We start from the raw sequence: 15,361 nt of genomic DNA on the forward strand, positions 1-15,361 counted from the left end.
ATCCTGTGAGTTGAAAACCCGCCCTCAGAACGAAGGCGGGTTTTCTTTTTTTATTTCAGAATGGTTGAATTGCGATCGGCTTTGGCCAGGGAACCACCAACCTTCACCAGAGGTGGAGGGAAGTATCGGCCGCTTTCAAGCTCTTTTGCGGGGCCATAGAACCGCAAAGTCAGATGATAGTTCTTCCCAGCCGGAGTGGGCAGCCAGTTGGTCTGCGCATACCCTGAGGGCAGCTTGTTCGCAAATACCAGCGTCAGCGACCCGTCGGCATTGGTTCTTAAGCTTGAATGGTTGTTCAGATTGTAGCGATTCAAGGAATTCGGCACCACCTGGAACTTTTCGGCATCCACCACAATAACCGACCAGAAATACCGCACCAAAGACTGCGGCAACTGATCTTTCGGGAAAGTCATCGTATAGGCATTAGACCCGTTTAATTCTATACTTTGACCGTCGGTATGGGTCTTGTAATAGATTACTTCCTTGCTGTTGTTGGCCCAGATGCCACCAAAATTTACCACCGTGCGGGCGCGATAGTCAGAACCATAGTTCCCCACCACCTTGGGATAATGCCAGCCATTGCCTACAGTTCCAAATTTTGCAAACTGACTGACAAAATCAGGAATAGCCCGTTTGCGAATGACTTCATTCAGTCGGTTTCGCTCAGTCCCCTTTGCGGCATCTTGAATAGCGCGAACCTTCACCTGCAGTTCATCCATTCCCGGATTGATGTCGGCCTCACTGGCAAGCACAGCCGAGGCATTATCAAAGACAGCAATGCCAGGAAGATTTTTATTGGTAAATATCGGTGTCACCACCGTTTTTGGCAGGACCGGTGTGCCTGTCGCGTACAGCTTTATTTCCTTCTGCAATGCCACGGCCTGCGCGGGATCCGAACCCAGCTCCACGCGCGCCAGAATGCGCGACTTCGCACTTGGCAATACCACTTTCTGCACATCCGGGCCTAAGGCCACCGTGCTGTCAGGCAGACAATAAGCAAATTTTCCCGAGGCATGACGAGGGAAGGTTCGTTCATTGATGTTCGAGGTGGTTTCACCCCAGCCATTCAAAGTTTGAATGGTGTAATAGCGTCCCGTGATTTTTGGAATCTCCAGCATGGTGCAGGAGTTTTTATCCAGACCCACCCACGCTTCACTGTATGCCACATCCAGATTGGGATTGGCCCATTTCACTCCGCCGACGGAGCGATGGATGATTTTGTTCCAGCGTAAACCTTCATCGCGAAAATCAAGATGCTCCTGACGCAACACCAGCAGGCGTCCCAGATAGTAGGCGTAGGCATCCACCACATCCTTGTCACTGATACGATCGGTTTTATCCGCGGCGATGACTGCCGATCCCGCAAACAGGGACGCTGTCAGCACGAAAACAAAAACACACTTCGACCACTGCCACATAAAGACCTCCTTGTCTTTTAAGCAACGATCTCTATTTTAGCCCCGTGGGAACGTGAAAACAGATTCACTCAAAGGCCGGTGCCGACAAACAAGCAGCCCCGACTTCAGTTGGAAGTGTAAGCCCAGAAATGGCCGCTGGCTTTTTTCATTTCAGAATAAAGAGTCTTGGGAATTGGCAAACCCTTCATCGCATAATCAAAGATCTGCAATTGTTGTGGATTTTCGTACAGGATCAGTTCCAGATTCGGATTGTGCCCACCACGCACCAGAATCGCCAGCTGCTTAAATCCCACCGGAACATTCTTATAGTGACGAACACCTTCCGGTGCCGCCGTGGCGCCGTCGTCAGATCCCTGGAAATACGTGACCGGCACTTTCACCGGATAGTTTTCGGCCCGATAGATTTTGTCACCTTTGGCGCGAAGACGTGCGCATTGTTTCAACGACTCAGTATCGACCTTGCGAACCAACTGCCCTTTGATAAAGGAATCCTCGATACTGACTTCCGGATTCGCCATCCCCAATTCCTGACAGGAAATCATCATGTAAGCGATGTCATTGGAGGCAAACAGAATGTGCGGAGTGTATGTGATGGGTTCATAGCTTTTGCGAACCTCGGTCAGAAAATCTTTGAAGACCTTGTCGTCAGTTAAAAGCTCCAGGCGCTTTTTCAGTTTTTTCACGCCATCATTGTACATCAACTGTGTGCGCGCCTGACGTGACAGCCATGTGTCGGGAATGCCATGAACCGCAGAAACACTTTCCAGTCTTGCCATCAAAGACGGCGACAACGAATTCAGCATCCTCTGCAACAGCTTGCGACGATGAGGTGCATCCCAAAGCAGCAAGCCGCCGTCATAAACGACACCTTCCAAAATAGCCGCGCGAGTGTTTTGCGGGAACAGCGAAGCATACATCGTCGCCGGAACCGTCCCGTAAGAAATTCCATAGACGGTCCATTGATTGATCATCAGGTGCTGACGAACCACCTCGGCGTCGCGAGCGACATTTTCAGAGGAATAATAAGATGGATCCAGGAACATCGATCGCGTGTCCGGGCGCGAGCACCCCACCCCCCGGTGCTCCATGATCAGAACATTGTAAGGCACCGGATTGCGGAACAAACCCCAATGTGAGGTTTGCCCGGGACCGCCGGTGAAATAGATCAAAGTTTCTTTGCTGGGATCAAACCCGCGGTGGAAATAAGAATAAACCTCAGTCATGCCCCGCTCCGGGCGGGAATAGTCCACGGGGACTCGGACATAGAACCCTTTTTCATGGGCTATCAAAGACGCATAGGTTTTCTGGCAAAGGGATTTGCCTGATTCATAAGTCGATTCAGAAGGAATATTCAAAGAAACTTGGGCCTGAGCCTCAAGGCGCGAAGCCATGCTCGCACCCAGAATCAGGGCAAATACCACTGTGTTCATGATTTTCATGACGGCAAATTTAGCCCAAATAGGTATCCTAAGGGCACGAAAACTCTCAAGTTTTGGAAAACTTGCAGAGTTGTCTATAAAGAAGGCGGGATCTCGGTTTTGCTATAAGCCGGATTCTGTCCAAACTACCAGGTCCCATAATTTACCCGATAATCGTGGATGATCATTCCTCTGGGAGTGGCATTACTGACACCCTCAAGCGATCTTACCCGGTGACTACGGGCTGGCCGCCCTACTAGTGTCACCCTATTTGATCTTGCTCCGCGCAGAGTTTGGCTGTTTTCACTCCAGCAGCTCCCCAGACCCTCCCGTTCCCGGTGTCTGGCTCAATGCCCTGGACATTCTCTCTGTTCCACTGTTCCTTACATTACTGTAGAGGGGCGTTACCCCTTGCGCTGCCATATGGAGTCCGGACTTTCCTCTCTAATTTCAGGAATTTAGAGTATTATTAGAGCAATCATCCGCAAAACCGTGGGGATTTCTAACACCGTCCAGCATTTCGTGCAAGAAGGTTTTCTTAATCCCGGTTTTATTTTACTTTCTAAGCATCGTTTACAAAAGGATTAAATCATGAAGATCTTGGTATCTCTATTCGCGTTCGCTATGACTTTGACTCTTACTTCTGCTTCTTTGGCTGAAGAGGCTCATGGTGGTGGTGGTCACGGCGGCGGCCACGGTGGTTTGACTGAAAAGATGAACTCCCTGTTCCCACAGCCAAAAGCCGATCCTGCGAAAAACGAAGTTCCCGCAAAACCAGAACTTGTGAGTCCGGCTTATTACACTTCCGTTAAAGCTGATAAAACAACTTTGACTTGGAAATCAGTTGCTGGCGCGGACGAGTACCATGTTCAAGTGGCTACAGATCCTAACTTCAAATGGCTGGTGGCAAACGAGTACGCTGTTAAAGGCACGACGTTCGAAGCAACAGGCCTGGAAGCTGGCAAACACTACTTCTGGAGAGTCGCGGCTGTGAAATCCACAAACTGGAGCACCTTCCGCAAAAGCTACTTTGCAATGTCCATGTTCGAAACACCGGCTGCAAAGTAACACGTCCTTAGCTTTATCGTTCTAAGTTCCCCAAGAGCCCTCCTATACTTCTCTTCAGAGAGGGCTCTTCTAAAAAATCTCCCTCTTCAAAATACGAAAAACAAAATAGCTCTAACAGATCCCGCTTCCATAGCGGACGGAGTTGCCATGGATCATCGTGTTCTGGTTGGAATGCTCACGCTCCTTTTTACACTGATTTTCATATTCTCTATTGAAGCCCTGGCTCAGACAGAAAAGACGGCTCTGGACCCCTGCCGTGCAGACTTAAGCCGCTTTTGCCAGGATGTCGAACCCGGCGGCGGAAATTTTTTGAAGTGTTTGAACGATCACAAAGACAAGCTGACCACGGACTGCCGCCTGCGCAGCCAACGGCTGCACGAACTGATGATGGAACTTCGTCGCGCCTGCAACAACGATCTGCTGCAGTTCTGCGATATGCTCAAACCCGGAGAAGGGCGCATCCTGCGCTGCTTGAAAGACAACAGCCGTCAGCTTTCCAATTCATGCACAGTGGGAATTCGCAACGCCCTGGAGGCGCGCAAAGCACTGAAGGAAAATCAATGGCCATAAATTTTCGCCGCGCTTTTCACTTGTTAAGTTGCGGTGAAGACTCTACGTTCATTCAATACATTTTCGTGATTTGATTTTGTCGAAGCACAGGACTCAGAGCGTAATTACAAAACTTTAATCCCCACGGGCTTTTGTAATTTTATTAATAAACAAGACTGTAGATACACTTATGTCATGACTCATTCTGTTTATGAGGCTCTACTAAATTCAAATGCGGTGATCGAGTTCGACAACCAGGGATACATACTCTGGGCCAACCCGAACTTCCTGAATCTCATGGAGTATGAACTCGATGAGATCGAAGGACGTCATCACTCAATATTCCTGCCGGAGTTTCACCAACACGAGCTGGAATATCAAGAAATGTGGAACCAACTTGCTGAAGGACATGCACAAGCGGGAGAGTTCAAACGACTTACCAAGAAAAACCGCGAAGTCTGGATTCAAGGATCTTACACTCCGGTAAGAAATCTGCAGGGAGAGATTTCAAAGATTGTTAAAATGGCCGTCGATATCACGGAAAAGAAAAGTCTGGCTGACAATCTGGAAAAGAAAAACAAAGAGCTTCTGGGGGCCGCCACCAAGGCCAAAGCGGCCACGGATGCCAAGACGGTGTTTCTGGCAAACATGAGTCACGAGATCCGCACACCTTTAAATTCCATCATCGGCATCACCGACACTCTGGCCGAGACACCGTTGGACAATCAACAGGCCTCTTTCGTGGAGATCCTTCAGCGCGCCAACCATCAACTGATGACCATCATCAATGACATCTTGGATCTTTCCAAGGTGGAGGCCGGCGAAATGGAACTTCGCCCGCTGCCATTCAATCTGCAGCGCCTGCTGGATGAACTCGAGGCTGTCCTGGGCTTCCGGGCCAAAGAAAAAGGCCTGAAGCTTTCCCTGGCTATCGATCCCGATGTGGAAGAGTACTTCGTCGGCGATGCCGATCGCCTGCGCCAGGTGCTGATGAACCTGCTGAACAACTCACTCAAGTTCACCAACAACGGTGAAATCTCGTTGCAAGTTTCGGTCAATCGCACGGTTCACAAAGGAAATCTGCTGTTCTGTGTGACCGATACGGGCATCGGCATTTCCAAACAAAAATTCAAAGACATCTTTCAGCCCTTCACTCAAGCCGACACCACCACGACCCGCAAATATGGCGGCACGGGTCTGGGACTTTCCATCACCAAAAATATCGTGCAGATGATGAACGGCCACATCTGGTTTGAGTCCCAGCCGGGCCAGGGCACTTCATTCTTCTTCACAATTTCAGTGCCGTCCACAACGGAACGGAAAACAACCATGCACAATCCTTGGCAGGGCCGCTATCAACTTACGGACGTCAATCACAATATTTCCAGCAGCCGCCGGCGCATTCTGGTTGTTGATGATGTTGAGGACAACCGCCATCTGTTCGGCATCTATCTGCAAAAAACCGCTCATGCGGTCAGCTATGCCAGCGGCGGATTAGAAGCTGTCGAAATGGTCGCCAAAGAACACTACGACATCATCTTTATGGATGTGCAGATGCCGGGCATGGATGGTTATGAAGCCACTCGGCGCATCCGAGACATGGAAATCCAGATGAATCGCACTCCGGCAAAAATCTTTGCCTGCACAGCAAACGCCTTCCAGGAGGACGTCAGAAAAAGTCTTTCTGCCGGCTGTGATCTGCACCTTTCCAAACCCGTGCGCAAAGACACCATGCTAAAGGCAATCTCGTCCTGCTTTAACGACGCCCAGGAAGCTATTTACTGATGTGATGATTAAGACCGTGCTGATCCAGAACGGTCTGGCGTGAAAGCCCGCCTTTTTCCTCGACGGAATAATAGACCTTCAGTTGTGAAGGATCCTCGCACCAATGATAGATCATGCCTGCGCACATCTTGCACGGCTTGTGAGTGGAATACAGAACCGCTCCCGCCGGAATGGGCCGTCCGGTTTCACGGTGCAGACGCTGCACCAGATTCACTTCCGCATGCAGTGTTTTGTTTTTTGAATTTGAGTTCACCCCATAACTCAGCAACTGCCCCTGATCATTCAGCAAAAAGGCAGCAATGTCGCGGTCATAGTCATGCAGCACACTTCCGCGGGGAACCCATCGGGCCAGGCCGGACGCCAGCTCCAACTGTCGGGCGGGGATCACGGCGGCATGGGAACCCAGCCAGCCGGCAACTTCCTGGATGGACTTTTGATTTTCCTGACTCAGATACGCGACCGGCAAGAGAATCTGACTGGCATCGCCGATTTCCACAAATTGCAGCCCGGCCAATTCCCCGTGATCGCGGGGCCTGATGTTTTCTGTGATTCGTTTGGCGACGACCTTGACCATCCCCCGGCACATCTCTGTCAGACCGGCGGTGGTGTAAATACGCTGGCGCAGAATGAAAAAGCTGTGATCCACAAAGCGATCAAACAGCCCCTGCAGCAGCTTGACCACAGCCGATGACGGCGCCGCCACCCCGACAGGAAACCGGGCAAAATAAACGGTTCCCTTGTCTTCAACAAAGGCCACTTCCCCGCCCTCGGAAGCGAGTAAAAATGCTATATGTTCTGCCCTTTTTTCTGCCAACATCGAGGAATTGGTACCATATCCCGGCTAAATTGTCTAAAAAGCCCCCATGGACATGATCAAAAACCGCCTCGAGAAAAACTACAAAAAACTGAAAAACTGGGCTGAGCGCGCCCAGATCGAGGCGTACCGTCTGTATGACCGGGACATTCCCGAGTACCCGTATATCGTCGACATCTACAAGGATCACTTCCTGATCTACGACAAAAGCGACCTGCGTGATCTTGAAAAGAACCACCTGCCTCACGTGCAAGAGGCCTTAAAAGCCCTGTTCAAATGTGACGACAGCAAGATCGTGATTAAAAAACGTGAACGCCAGGAAGGCCTGAAGCAATACGAAAAGCTCGACGCTAAGGAAGAAACCTTTGTCGTGCGTGAATCCCAGGCGCTGCTAAAAGTGAACCTTTACGACTATCTGGACACCGGCCTGTTCCTGGATCACCGTCCGATGCGCCAGAAGGTGTTTAAATCCGTCAAAGACAAGAAGTTCCTGAATTTGTTCTGCTATACCGGCTCGGTCAGCGTGTTTGCCGCCTTGGGTGGCGCCATCACCACCAGCGTGGACATGTCTCAAACCTACCTGCGCTGGGCCCAGGAAAATTTCCAACTGAACAATCTGGATCCGGCCAAACACAACTTCATCAACGCCGACGTTCTGGAGTGGCTGCGAAACACAAAATCGCCGAACACTTTCGACGTGATCTTCCTGGATCCACCGACGTTCTCAAACTCGAAGAAAATGGACGACACCTTCGAGGTGGAAAGGGATCAGGAATTCCTGGTGGAAAGCTGCATGAACATGCTGCGACCAGAGGGAATACTCTATTTCTCCAACAACAAACGTAAATTTAAAATTTCTCCGGCCGTTCTGTCCAAATACAAGGTGAAGGAAATCACCGCCGAGAGCATCCCTCAGGACTTCCACGACAAAAAAATACACAACTGTTTCGAGATCAGAAGCAACTAGGGGCCAAACGGCCCCTTTTCCATTTTGGGGACAAAAATACCTTGCCCCACAGGTAAAAACGCCCTAGAACCCCCTAAATTTTACTTATTAAGGCCACTTTGCAGGGGCCGTTGGAGGACAGGGAATTGAAAGCTTTAGGTCGTCATATTTTGGTTGAGTTCAGTGGATGTAACGCAGAAGTTCTGAACGACGTTTCCATCATCGAAAGAAGCATGGTCGAAGCGGCGCAAATTGCTGGTGCGACAGTCATCAACTCCACTTTCCACCACTTCTCCCCATGGGGCGTAAGCGGTGTGGTTGTTATTCAGGAAAGCCATTTGGCTATTCACACGTGGCCTGAATATCGTTATGCGGCCGTGGATCTGTTCACCTGTGGTGATTCTGTGGATCCTTGGGTTTCTTTTGAACACCTGAAAAAAGCTTTCCAGGCGAACTATTCGGCTTTGGAGATGAACCGTGGTTCTTTGCACGTCATCCAGAAATCCGACTTCCAGCCTAAGATCATGCGCGAAAAACCTTCTTTCGACCTTTCCAAAGGCCACCAGATCGACCGCAATGTCTGGTTCACAGACAAAGACGAAAACCAGGCGCTTTCTTTGCGCTACACCGGCGATGTTTTGTTTGATGAAACAAATCCGTTCCAGCGCGTGCGCGTTTTGGATTCTTATTCTCATGGCAAATTCCTGGCGATCAACAACATGGTGATGTGCACCGAGCGTGACGAATACCACTACCACGAAATGATCACTCACCCGGTGATGCAGACTCATGGCAATGCGAAAAACGTCTTGGTGATCGGTGGCGGCGATGGCGGCACTATTCGCGAATTGTTCAAATATAACGTGGACAATGTGACCATGGTTGAAATCGACGAAGCGGTGGTTCGTGCTTCCAAAGAACACCTGCCAAAGATCGCTTGCGAATTCAACAACCCGAAATTGAATCTTATTATCGGTGACGGCATCCAGTTTGTGAAAGATGCACCTGCCAACTCTTACGATGTGATCATCGTGGATGGCTCTGACCCGGTGGGTCCGGCAAAAGGCCTGTTCACAGCGGAATTCTACAATAACTGCAAAAACGCATTGAAAGACGGCGGTTTGGTGATCACACAGGGTGAATCTCCAATGTTCCATGAAGGCACCTTCGTGGAATTGAACCACTGCCTGAAAGGCATCTTCGGCAAGCAAAGCGTCCACACAATGCTGTTCCACGCTACGACTTACCCGTCTGGCATGTGGAGCTTGCAAGTAGCCGTCAAAGGATCCAAACATCCGGCGAAGGACTTCAACAAAGACCAAGCGGCGAAGTTCGCTCAGGACAAAGGTCTTAAGTACTACAATGAAGACCTGCACACTGCGGCCTTCAGCCTTCCTACTTTCGTCAAAACGATGCTTGGCGATAACGCTTAATTGATAGACCGCCTCCTGTTTTCATTATAGTTTCATTTAGAAAACTAAACAAAACAGGAGGCGTAATGTTCAAACTTCCAAATCTTCCCTACGCAAAAACCGGTATTGCTCCATTGTTCAACGAAGAACAAATGACTTACCACTACGACAAGCACCACAAAGCTTACATCGACAATCTGAACAAATTCATGGAAACAGATGCATCCCTGAAAGGGAAATCCCTGGAAGAGATCACTCTGACTTCCACGGGTGGCATCTTCAATAACGCCGCTCAGGCATGGAACCACACCTTCTTCTGGTTTGGTATGAGCCCAGCGGGTCAGGGTGGCCAGCCATCTGCAGAACTTTCTGCTGCGATCACTCGTGATTTCGGTTCTATGGATGAGTTGAAAGCCAAGTTCGTGGACGGCGGCGTAAAAACCTTCGGTTCCGGCTGGATCTGGTTGTGCATGGATGCTGCTGGCAAATTGAGCCTGGTATCCACTTCCAACGCAGCGGTTCCGTTCACTAACAACGGTCCAACTCCATTGTTGGTTGCTGACGTTTGGGAGCACGCTTACTACGTTGATTACAGAAATCTTCGCGCAAAATATCTTGAGACTTTCTGGGCGCAAGTAAACTGGAACTTCGTTTCCGAAAACTTCGCTTCCAAAAAAGTTCGCGACCTGACCAAGTCCATGACGTAACCAAAAGGTACTCTGCGGCACCCTCCACAGGGGGGCCCACCGCAGTTTTGCATAAGCAGTGCGCCACAAAAACAAGAAAAGGAACTGCCTTCATCAGCAGTTCCTTTTTTTATGGCCAAAATGAAGCGACGCTTCGGAAAAAGTAAGCAGGTACCTTTTAGAGTTCGAAGAAGGTGGTGGAGAGCAGGAAGAGGGTGTCTTGGGTGTCGGGGGTATAGTAGACGCCGACTGAGGGGCGCGAGAACATTTCCTTCGGGCGAAGCTGGGACCAGGCCACACCGACTCCCGTGTTCATCTGCTCGTAAGGAGACATGCCCGCTTCACGCAGGTGTCCGTAAGCCAACGTGATCCATTCACGATCTTTAATCTGATACTGAATATCCAGGCCGTACTCGGCTTCACACTTCAGCGAATAAACAAAGACCAACCCGTTGGTGGAATCGATGTGCCCGCACACCTGAGTCATAAACGGCGACATCGTCACGTTTTCATTCCAGTCGGGACGATAGTTGAAACCCAGCTGGGTCGAACGCAAAACCAGGTCGGGTCTTTCGACAACCTTGCCCTCTTGTTTCACTTCGGATCTAAAGCGGGTTTCGGTGAATGAAGCCGCCCAGTCAAAGTTGTCGCCACGATAGAAATTTCCCTTCACGGTGTAATTGCGGCTGCCAGATGCGGTGGCATAGAACATCGGAACAGTCCCGATTTCCAGACGAGGAAAGATACCCATACTCAAAGCATTGGTCAGCATGTGGGAATTGACGTTGGCACCGCCAGCCCGCTGATAGCCGAACTGCCACTGCGGCAGGGTGCGGGCGGAGGTGCTGACCACGGGATTAAACACCACCCGTTTTTCAGGAACGACGTCGTCAAACCCCGCAAAGGATTGAACACTGAAGGCCAAAATGATGAATGAAATCAACGCGCGCATACCCGGACGCGATACAAGATAAGTGCCAAAACAAAGGGGCCGAAAAGCCCCTCAAGTCCCTCTGAGTGCCGCCATCCCCCGGAAACCGGGTAAATAGTTCACGGCGACTAAAAGCTGATCAGATTATTTAAGCCATTTGCGACGGGGGTCTTTTTTGTCGACAGGCCACGTGGTCCACGTCACCTGCAGATCGCAAGCTTTCAGGAAATTTTCCACAATCAGCTCGGCGTCCTCTTTTTGCCAGAAGTCCTTGGCGTGCGAGCTCGCGCTTTTCAGGGCGATATCAGAAACCAGTGAATAGACCATCCCACTCATCGGAGGAATCAAAAAGCCCATCGTCGACAGGGCCCCTTGCAGACGGGACAGCACCCCTTTGCCACCCACCGAATGCATCAACACAAAGACCGCGGCAGGCTTTCCCATAAAGGCGGCAGAACCTTCAAGTTCGGTCATGTCTTCCATCAACTTTTGCAGCGGGCTTCCCCAGGAATCCCAGTAAGTCCCCGTCACAAAAAACAGACCCGAAGCGGATTCGATTTTCTTTCTAAGAGCCGGTCCGTAAGAGGCTTTCGCCAGATGTACAACTTCCACTTCGGCTCTCTTTCCAAAGAGCTTCACTAATCCCTTGATCCACTGGGCGCAGTTGCCTTTGTCACCCGTGGGACTGCCATTTAAAATCAAAACTTTTTTCATGCCTTCATTTCCCCGCTGCTTTCCACATTATTGTCTGTTTCCACGGTTCAGGCCAAGGACATCCTGCCCAGCCCCGGAAAAAACGACAGGCGTCTGTAATCAGACGCCTGCACATGGAGGGATGGGAAAAGGACCGCACTTTAATTTGTATCAACTTTCATCAAGAGACCTCCTTTAGTTTGTCCTCGAGGATCTCTGTCCCCTTGTTCAAAGGGAACAGCATTTCAAATTCAAAACCTACAGTCATGCGAACCCGTCTTGGCGGCTCTTTGATTTCAATGGCATTGATGACGTCATGAACTCCGGAAAGCTCCCAGGCGGCACCCACGGCCATGGCTTTCAGACGTGGACGGAAAACCTCCCCTTCCAGTCGGACCACGGCGTCTTTGACGACCACCTCAATATGCTCTCCACCGATCTTGATCATTTCATCGACCTGAGCCTTTAGGATACTCTGAATCTCGTCATCGGAGCGGTAATAATCCGCTGGCACGATGATGCGGTCTTCGATTGTCCAGACACCTTCCGTTTCAGAGATCACCTCCAAAGCGGCATTTTTCTTATAAGAAGTGTCGACAAATCCACTGACCACCACCACGCCATCACGAATAACGATATCCAGATCAGCCAAGCTCACTCTTTTGTCCCATTTGATACGGTCGCGGATCTTTCGACTCAGCTCACCGTCATTTTGGTTCCTCAGAAGATGAGATTTCATAAAGCTGCTCCTTGTTTCTGACAGGTCCTTGTTCTTGGGTTATGCCACCCCTTCGAGTGGCATAGGCTGGAACTCCAGCATCGGGTCATTGCGACGGTGCTGGGATTTACGAGAGGAACGTTTACTAAGAACGCCCTTCAAAGCAGATACCGTCTTGGCTACACATCGTTTGAAGTTCTCGTCTCGTTTGACCACCTTGATCACAGTTTTCGAACGAGTCGGCTTCAAAATGACCTCACATAAATAGCTGGGCTTGCGGGTCTGCGATCGATGTCGATCGGTCTCCACTCGCACTGTGAGGTGAGCACCACTGTCATACTTGAAGAAATCTCCAACAGCCCCTTCGACTGTTTCCAACAAGTAAGCTTCGAGATTTTCAGTTTTAGTGATGTCTCTGTAGTAGATGTCTGTTTGCATATCTACCTCCCTTTCTTGAGTCTATTATCGTTCATATCAACAATTTCGTTAAATATATAATTTAGAAGACATAATTAGGTTAAAGTTATATATTAAAGGGGTCCAGACGGGAATTTCGCTGTAGAGATCATCACTTACAGAATTGCAGCGAAGGACCAGTTCCAAAAGGGCGCCAAAAAAGCCATGTTATTAGGAGGTCCAGTATCATGTTTAACTACAATCATCTGTACTATTTCTATGTAACCGCCCGGCTGGGTGGAGTCAGCAATGCTGCCAAATACCTGCATATCAGTCAGCCCTCCCTCAGCTCACAGATCAAAGTTCTTGAATCTTCCATCGATCAAAAGCTCTTTGAAAAGCGTGGCAGAAATCTGCATCTGACTCCGGAAGGCGAACGCACGTTTGCTTATTGTAAAAAGATGTTCGACGTTGCCGCCGACTTTGCTGAATCACTGAAAAGCCCGACGGAAAAGCAAAGTCAGCGCATCCGCATCGGCGTGAGCGATCAGGTGGAACGTCCTTTTATCGCCGACTTGCTGGCCCCGCTGATTCGCGAACAGCGCCGTGCTGTGGAAAAAACCTTCTTCGTCAGCTCGGCCCCTTCCGACGCCCTCCTCACCCAGCTGCGCAGTCGCGAAATTGATCTGCTTCTGACCAACAAGCCGATTTATGCCGATGACGTCACCGAACTTGCCACAGCCGAAATGCCGGTGAATCTGATGGTGTCCACCAAGAACCTGAAAGAACGCAAGATGCGCATTTCTCGAAACACCTCGGCCGTGGATTTTCTGGCTGCCGTTCCGTGGGGACTGATCATTCCGTCCTACAAGATGAAACTGCGCCATGAAACTGACCTGTTCTTCCAGGACATCCGCGCCCGCAAAAAAGTGGTCTTTGAAAGCGACATCATTTCGGTCGTGGGCCGCGCCATCGTCGACGGCGCCGGTGTGGGCTTTTTGCCTGTGCCCTATGTGATGGACGAAGTCAGCTCGGGCATCCTGACGCTGCTAGGACCCAAAGCCGGCTACTGGAAGCACACCTTGTACCTACTGGGAAGAAAAGACGAAAAAGAAGACGAAACAATTCAGGATCTGAAAAAGACCATCAAACGTCTGGAGAAGATTTAGAATAAAAAAAGGGAGCCGTCAGGCTCCCTTTCTGTTTTCATCACCCAAGGCTTAATAGGGCTGTCTTGCGGTGCTGTTGGCAAGATCCATCCCCATCACCAGGGCAATTTTTGTATAAGCCGCCGAGTGTTTGAAGTTGGACTCTGGAGAAATCACATCACGCGTGGTGTGGATGTTTTTGTTGCTCTTGCTGAAGGTGGCTTCAAACGGCATCAGTGCCGGATAACCTTGACGATTCCAGGACGCATGATCGCTGCAACCATAACCGCACTTGTCATCAACGATGCGCGCGTGGATATAGGTTTCGTTCGCCGCCTTCAGATAATCACGCAACCAGGAGCTTGTGAAATCCGTCATGCTGCCGATAACCAGTTCACCTGAACCGGGGAATAAGGTCATATCCAATTGCAGAACCGCGACCACGTCCTTTTTGTCAGCTTTGTATTGTTTGGCAATTTCGGCTGATCCCAAAAGACCGGATTCCTCACCCGCGTACCAGAAAAACTCCACCGTGCGTTTGGGCTGAGCTTTCGTCATCATGATCCGCAAAGCTTCAATCAGATTCGCAGAACCTGAAGCATTGTCATCAGCCCCCGGCGCAGTCTTGCCTCCGCCCCAGCTTTGGTTGATAGAATCCAGGTGCCCCCCCAGAACCACGATTTCGTTCGGACGCTCGCTGCCGACCAGACGGACTTTCAGGGTTCTTTGTTTTGTGGAGGTGTGGTTGATCTCGGAAATCTCGTAAGGAATGGTGGCTTCAGCCAGCATCGCCTCCAAACGGGTTTTCATTTCCACCACGTGGCGGTTTGGTTCCGCATCGCGGTTGCTGCGACTAGGGAACGAGGACAGCCAGGTCACATAGCTGCGCAGATTGTCTTCACTGACTTCTGTCATGGCCGCTTCGATGGTCCCATTTTTTTCCAACGACAAGGCGGCAAATGGGGCACGCTCATAAAGGGCGTTTTTTTCCTGGATAGCCGCAAGACTGTCCAAAATGCTGTTAAAGCCTGTGCCTTGAATATGCATATCCAAAGTCAGGTCTTCAAAGCCTCCGCATTTACCCACCTGATGGGCGCGCTCTTGAATTCTTTGCTGCATCACCGGAGTCACGATGGCGTAACCCACTTCGATGCGTTCATCTTTTGCCAATACCGGGATGTTCAGGGCGCGCAGGTCTTTAAGATCGGCCAGAATAGGTTTGGTTTCAAAACTTTCTAGCGCAGGCACATGCGCAGTTGCCGTCATAGCAACCAACGTCACAAAAGCCATCGTGGCAGTTTTCATCATTTTCAATCCTTTGAAAAAAGCATTACCGCAAAGTAATGGTAGCTAAATTGTCCTCATGTTGGCAAAGACAA

15 protein-coding genes and 1 other RNA gene are annotated in these 15,361 nt (G+C 50.2%); 7 read left to right on the plus strand and 9 right to left on the minus strand.

Annotation, left to right across the window (positions count from 1 at the left end; genetic code table 11):
- Window positions 1-50: 50 nt before the first annotated feature.
- The 3 genes from BD_RS16500 to rnpB all read right to left on the minus strand — a co-directional run bounded on the left by BD_RS16500 (window position 51) and on the right by rnpB (window position 3,330).
- Window positions 51-1,418 (minus strand): DUF1214 domain-containing protein, encoded by a 1,368-nt coding sequence (locus BD_RS16500; RefSeq protein WP_011165929.1) that lies wholly within the window; start codon window positions 1,416-1,418, stop codon window positions 51-53.
- 104 nt (window positions 1,419-1,522) lie between these two features.
- On the minus strand, window positions 1,523-2,857 hold the full coding sequence (locus tag BD_RS16505; protein WP_011165930.1) for an alpha/beta fold hydrolase: 1,335 nt from the start codon (window positions 2,855-2,857) through the stop codon (window positions 1,523-1,525).
- Between the two features lie 89 nt (window positions 2,858-2,946).
- Window positions 2,947-3,330: RNase P RNA component class A (rnpB, locus tag BD_RS18015), an RNA gene on the minus strand.
- 97 nt (window positions 3,331-3,427) lie between these two features.
- On the opposite strand from rnpB, the gene BD_RS16510 reads away from it, so the two are divergent.
- From BD_RS16510 to BD_RS16520, 3 genes are all read left to right on the plus strand, one after another.
- Entirely contained in the window at window positions 3,428-3,904 is a 477-nt protein-coding gene (locus tag BD_RS16510) for a fibronectin type III domain-containing protein (protein WP_011165931.1), read from the plus strand.
- Window positions 3,905-4,051: 147 nt separating this feature from the next.
- Complete coding sequence (locus tag BD_RS16515; protein ID WP_011165932.1) at window positions 4,052-4,474, plus strand: cysteine rich repeat-containing protein; 423 nt, start codon at window positions 4,052-4,054, stop codon at window positions 4,472-4,474.
- Window positions 4,475-4,648: 174 nt separating this feature from the next.
- A complete protein-coding gene (locus BD_RS16520) occupies window positions 4,649-6,238 on the plus strand; it encodes a PAS domain-containing hybrid sensor histidine kinase/response regulator (protein WP_011165933.1) in 1,590 nt (529 codons plus the stop codon).
- On the opposite strand, the gene BD_RS16525 is transcribed toward BD_RS16520, so the two are convergent.
- Entirely contained in the window at window positions 6,228-6,995 is a 768-nt protein-coding gene (locus tag BD_RS16525) for a Bd3614 family nucleic acid deaminase (protein WP_231839215.1), read from the minus strand. The two genes, BD_RS16520 and BD_RS16525, sit on opposite strands and share 11 nt — an antisense overlap.
- Window positions 6,996-7,101: 106 nt before the next feature.
- Between BD_RS16525 and BD_RS16530 the strand changes: the two genes are divergently transcribed.
- The 3 genes from BD_RS16530 to BD_RS16540 all read left to right on the plus strand — a co-directional run bounded on the left by BD_RS16530 (window position 7,102) and on the right by BD_RS16540 (window position 10,117).
- Window positions 7,102-8,019: a class I SAM-dependent methyltransferase gene (locus BD_RS16530; protein ID WP_011165935.1), complete on the plus strand. Its 918-nt coding sequence runs from the start codon at window positions 7,102-7,104 to the stop codon at window positions 8,017-8,019.
- 125 nt (window positions 8,020-8,144) lie between these two features.
- Window positions 8,145-9,431: a polyamine aminopropyltransferase gene (speE, locus tag BD_RS16535; protein ID WP_011165936.1), complete on the plus strand. Its 1,287-nt coding sequence runs from the start codon at window positions 8,145-8,147 to the stop codon at window positions 9,429-9,431.
- A 65-nt stretch (window positions 9,432-9,496) separates the two neighbouring features.
- Window positions 9,497-10,117: a superoxide dismutase gene (locus BD_RS16540; RefSeq protein ID WP_011165937.1), complete on the plus strand. Its 621-nt coding sequence runs from the start codon at window positions 9,497-9,499 to the stop codon at window positions 10,115-10,117.
- A gap of 157 nt (window positions 10,118-10,274) precedes the next feature.
- Here BD_RS16540 and BD_RS16545 read toward each other — a convergent pair whose 3' ends face one another.
- From BD_RS16545 to BD_RS16560, 4 genes are all read right to left on the minus strand, one after another.
- Window positions 10,275-11,048 (minus strand): hypothetical protein, encoded by a 774-nt coding sequence (locus BD_RS16545; protein ID WP_011165938.1) that lies wholly within the window; start codon window positions 11,046-11,048, stop codon window positions 10,275-10,277.
- A gap of 123 nt (window positions 11,049-11,171) precedes the next feature.
- Window positions 11,172-11,741, minus strand: a complete 570-nt coding sequence (locus BD_RS16550; RefSeq protein WP_011165939.1) for a flavodoxin family protein — start codon at window positions 11,739-11,741, stop codon at window positions 11,172-11,174.
- Window positions 11,742-11,901: 160 nt separating this feature from the next.
- Window positions 11,902-12,459, minus strand: a complete 558-nt coding sequence (locus tag BD_RS16555; protein WP_011165940.1) for a BON domain-containing protein — start codon at window positions 12,457-12,459, stop codon at window positions 11,902-11,904.
- Window positions 12,460-12,498: 39 nt separating this feature from the next.
- A complete protein-coding gene (locus BD_RS16560; protein WP_038448735.1) occupies window positions 12,499-12,876 on the minus strand; it encodes an HPF/RaiA family ribosome-associated protein in 378 nt (125 codons plus the stop codon).
- Window positions 12,877-13,082: 206 nt separating this feature from the next.
- On the opposite strand from BD_RS16560, the gene BD_RS16565 reads away from it, so the two are divergent.
- A complete protein-coding gene (locus tag BD_RS16565) occupies window positions 13,083-14,003 on the plus strand; it encodes a LysR family transcriptional regulator (RefSeq protein ID WP_011165941.1) in 921 nt (306 codons plus the stop codon).
- Between the two features lie 51 nt (window positions 14,004-14,054).
- Here BD_RS16565 and BD_RS16570 read toward each other — a convergent pair whose 3' ends face one another.
- Complete coding sequence (locus BD_RS16570; protein ID WP_041583646.1) at window positions 14,055-15,290, minus strand: M20/M25/M40 family metallo-hydrolase; 1,236 nt, start codon at window positions 15,288-15,290, stop codon at window positions 14,055-14,057.
- Window positions 15,291-15,361: the final 71 nt, after the last annotated feature.

Source organism: Bdellovibrio bacteriovorus HD100, from assembly GCF_000196175.1.
GTDB lineage: Bacteria > Bdellovibrionota > Bdellovibrionia > Bdellovibrionales > Bdellovibrionaceae > Bdellovibrio > Bdellovibrio bacteriovorus.

Excerpts from the sequence above, each read along its gene's own strand:
- BD_RS16500 (WP_011165929.1), bottom strand. The coding sequence starts at position 1,418 with ATGTGGCAGTGGTCGAAGTGTGTTTTTGTTTTCGTGCTGACAGCGTCC.
- BD_RS16505 (WP_011165930.1), bottom strand. The coding sequence starts at position 2,857 with ATGAAAATCATGAACACAGTGGTATTTGCCCTGATTCTGGGTGCGAGC.
- BD_RS16510 (WP_011165931.1), top strand. The coding sequence starts at position 3,428 with ATGAAGATCTTGGTATCTCTATTCGCGTTCGCTATGACTTTGACTCTT.
- BD_RS16515 (WP_011165932.1), top strand. The coding sequence starts at position 4,052 with ATGGATCATCGTGTTCTGGTTGGAATGCTCACGCTCCTTTTTACACTG.
- BD_RS16520 (WP_011165933.1), top strand. The coding sequence starts at position 4,649 with ATGACTCATTCTGTTTATGAGGCTCTACTAAATTCAAATGCGGTGATC.
- BD_RS16530 (WP_011165935.1), top strand. The coding sequence starts at position 7,102 with ATGGACATGATCAAAAACCGCCTCGAGAAAAACTACAAAAAACTGAAA.
- BD_RS16540 (WP_011165937.1), top strand. The coding sequence starts at position 9,497 with ATGTTCAAACTTCCAAATCTTCCCTACGCAAAAACCGGTATTGCTCCA.
- BD_RS16545 (WP_011165938.1), bottom strand. The coding sequence starts at position 11,048 with ATGCGCGCGTTGATTTCATTCATCATTTTGGCCTTCAGTGTTCAATCC.
- BD_RS16550 (WP_011165939.1), bottom strand. The coding sequence starts at position 11,741 with ATGAAAAAAGTTTTGATTTTAAATGGCAGTCCCACGGGTGACAAAGGC.
- BD_RS16555 (WP_011165940.1), bottom strand. The coding sequence starts at position 12,459 with ATGAAATCTCATCTTCTGAGGAACCAAAATGACGGTGAGCTGAGTCGA.
- BD_RS16560 (WP_038448735.1), bottom strand. The coding sequence starts at position 12,876 with ATGCAAACAGACATCTACTACAGAGACATCACTAAAACTGAAAATCTC.
- BD_RS16565 (WP_011165941.1), top strand. The coding sequence starts at position 13,083 with ATGTTTAACTACAATCATCTGTACTATTTCTATGTAACCGCCCGGCTG.
- BD_RS16570 (WP_041583646.1), bottom strand. The coding sequence starts at position 15,290 with ATGATGAAAACTGCCACGATGGCTTTTGTGACGTTGGTTGCTATGACG.